Annotated in this window: 3 protein-coding genes; all 3 read left to right on the forward strand. The window is 63.5% G+C overall.

Features of this window, described 5'->3' with window-relative positions; all coding sequences use genetic code 11:
* Nucleotides 1-1,282: chemotaxis protein CheW (locus HV701_RS26485; RefSeq protein WP_254595260.1), on the forward strand; the 1,282-nt coding region annotated here is incomplete at its 5' end.
* Between the two features lie 15 nt (nt 1,283-1,297).
* Nucleotides 1,298-1,798 carry a chemotaxis protein CheW gene (cheW, locus tag HV701_RS26490; RefSeq protein WP_006387513.1) on the forward strand — a complete coding sequence of 167 codons (501 nt, stop codon included), beginning with the start codon at nt 1,298-1,300 and terminating at the stop codon, nt 1,796-1,798.
* A 138-nt stretch (nt 1,799-1,936) separates the two neighbouring features.
* Nucleotides 1,937-3,103: Tar ligand binding domain-containing protein (locus HV701_RS26495; RefSeq protein ID WP_175135961.1), on the forward strand; the 1,167-nt coding region annotated here is incomplete at its 3' end.

Below are 3,103 nucleotides of genomic sequence, written 5' to 3' on the forward strand. Positions count from 1 at the left end.
CGCCATGGCCGAATCCGCCGCCGCCGCCGAGGCCATCTCGCAAGCGGCGCGCACCAGCCGCGCCGCTGCGCCGGCCCACGTCGACAAGGAATCGACCTCGATCCGCGTCGGCGTGGAGAAGGTCGACCAGGTCATCAACCTGGTGGGCGAACTGGTCATCACCCAGGCCATGTTGGCGCAGACCGCGTCGACGCTGGACCCGGTGCTGCACGACCGCCTGCTCAATGGCATGGAGCAGCTCGAGCGCAATGCGCGCGACCTGCAGGAAGCCGTCATGTCGATCCGCATGATGCCGATGGACTACGTTTTCAGCCGCTTCCCGCGTCTGGTGCGCGACATCGCCGGCAAGATGGGCAAGCAGATCGAATTGCAGACCTACGGCCGCGCCACCGAACTCGACAAGAGCCTGATCGAACGTATCATCGACCCGCTCACGCACTTGGTGCGCAACAGCCTGGACCACGGTATCGAGACGCCCGAAAAACGTGTCGCCGCCGGCAAGGATCCGGTGGGCCAGCTGGTATTGTCGGCTCAGCACAACGGGGGCAACATCGTGATCGAAGTCAGCGATGACGGTGCCGGCCTGAACCGCGAGAAGATCCTCAAGAAGGCCATGGCCCAGGGGCTGCCTGTCAACGAGAATTCGCCGGACGACGAAATCTGGCAACTGATCTTCGCGCCGGGCTTCTCCACGGCCGAAAAGGTCACCGACATTTCCGGCCGCGGCGTCGGCATGGACGTGGTGCGCCGCAATATCCAGGACATGGGCGGTCATGTGCAATTGTCGTGCGAGCCGGGCAACGGCACCACCACGCGCATCGTGTTGCCGCTGACGCTGGCGATCCTGGATGGCATGTCGGTGCGGGTCGGCGAGGAAACCTTCATCCTGCCGCTGAATCACGTGACCGAATCGCTGCAGCCGACCAACGACCAGATCTATTCCGTGGCCGGCAACGAGCGCGTCATGCACGTGCGCGGCGAATACCTGCCGCTGGTGGAAATGCACCGCGTATTCTCGGTCGGCGAGGCCCAGACCGACCCGACCCAGGCCATCGCGGTCATCATGCAGGCCGAGGACCGCCGTTTCGCGCTGTTGGTGGATCACCTGATCGGCCAGCATCAGGTGGTGGTCAAGAACCTCGAGTCGAATTACCGCAAGGTCCCCGGCATCTCCGCCGCCACCATCCTGGGCGATGGCAGCGTGGCGCTGATCGTCGACGTATTTGCGCTTGCGCGCGCCAACCGTGAGCGTTGGTCGCAGCCCGAAGCCATTCTGAATTGATGGAGAAATAGCCCCATGGCAGCCAAACCGCAAGCGCAAGCCGCGCGCAATGAAGATGTCGGCAACGAGTTCCTGGTCTTCACGCTGGGCGATGAAGAGTACGGCATCGACATCCTGAAGGTGCAGGAAATCCGCGGCTATGACGCCGACACCGTGACCCGCATCGCCAACGTCCCGCCGTTCATCAAGGGCGTGACCAACCTGCGCGGCATCATCGTGCCGATCGTCGACCTGCGCATCAAGTTCAACCTCGGCAGCGTCGAATACAACGAGCAGACCGTCGTCATCATCCTGAACCTCGACCGCCGCGTGGTCGGCATCGTGGTCGATGGCGTGTCGGACGTGCTGATGCTCAACGCCGGCCAGATCCGCCCGGCGCCGGAATTCGGCGCCACCCTGTCCACGGAATACCTGACGGGCCTGGGCACGGTCGATGAACGCATGCTGATCCTGGTCGATATCGAAAAGATGATGACCAGCGATGAAATGGCCCTGGTGGAGAAAGTCGCTTCCTGATCGGAACGGCTGGACCCGGACAGCGGCCACCGTGGCAAGCGCGCGGTGGCCGAGACTTCCCAGGGAGATGGGCGCGCCATATTGTGGAATCGATATGGCGCTTTTCCTTAACGATTGCATTCGGGAGTGGTGCTTGTGATGCGCAAGTTTTTCGCGAACATGACGATACGCAGCAGCCTGTTGTGGGTGCTGGCGTTCTTTTCATTCATGTTGGTGATCGGAGCGGCGCTGGGCGTACTGTCGTTGCGTATCAGCAACATGACCCTGGCGGAGATCAAGCAATCGCAGGAATTGAACGACGCGCTTGGCCGTGTCGTTTCCAGCTATAAGGACACCCTGAATGGGCTGGGACGTACCGCGTCGGCCAATTATGCCGACATCGTGCGCAACGTCGGCCAGCCCACGCTCTTGAGCCAGGGCCTGTCGACCGAGGCCGTGGGCCTGCTGGAGCGCGCCAAAGCGGCCCAGAACAAAGGGCAGGCCGAATTCGAGTATTTCAAGACGCTGCCGCGGCCGGCCGAGGCGGCCGAGTCCCTCAAGGAAGTCGAGGATGCCTATGGCATCCTGATACAGCAGGGTGTGCTGCCGCTGACCGCCGCGCTCGAGAAGGCCGACATGCCGGCCTACCAGACCCAGGTGCAGAAAGTGCAGGACGCGCTCGAAGGCCGCTTCGCGCGTGCCGTCGAGGGATTCGATTTCTGGCGCGCCAGCAAGATGCTGGATGCCTTCGAGGTGGCCCAGGTGCGCTACCAGTTTGTCTTGATGGCGGTCGGCGCCGGCGGCGTGATCGCGGCGCTGCTGGTGTTCGCGACCTATGTGTTCCTGCGCCGCCGCGTGCTGCAGCCACTCAAGGAAGCGGGCCATCATTTCGACCGCATCGCCGGCGGCGACCTGACCGCCCGTGTCGAGGTCCGCAACACCAATGAAATCGGCCAGTTGTTCGCCGCGCTCAAGCGCATGCAGGAAAGCCTGACGCGCACGGTGGCCACGGTGCGCCGTGGCGTCGATGAAATCAATACCGGCTCGCACGAAATTGCGGCCGGCAATACCGACCTGTCCAGCCGCACCGAGCAGCAGGCGGCCTCGCTGGAGGAAACGGCGGCGTCGATGGAAGAGCTGGCCTCGACGGTCAAGCAGAATGCGGACAACGCGCGCCAGGCGAACCAGCTGGCGGCCAGCGCCTCGGACGTGGCTGAGCGCGGCGGTTCGGCGGTGGCCGAGGTGGTCAACACGATGCAGGGCATTTCTGCCAGCTCGCGCAAGATTTCCGAGATCGTGTCGGTGATCGACGGGATTGCGTTCCAG

Origin of the sequence: Achromobacter pulmonis (genome assembly GCF_902859765.1) — a bacterium.
Classification (GTDB): Bacteria; Pseudomonadota; Gammaproteobacteria; order Burkholderiales; family Burkholderiaceae_B; genus Achromobacter; species Achromobacter pulmonis.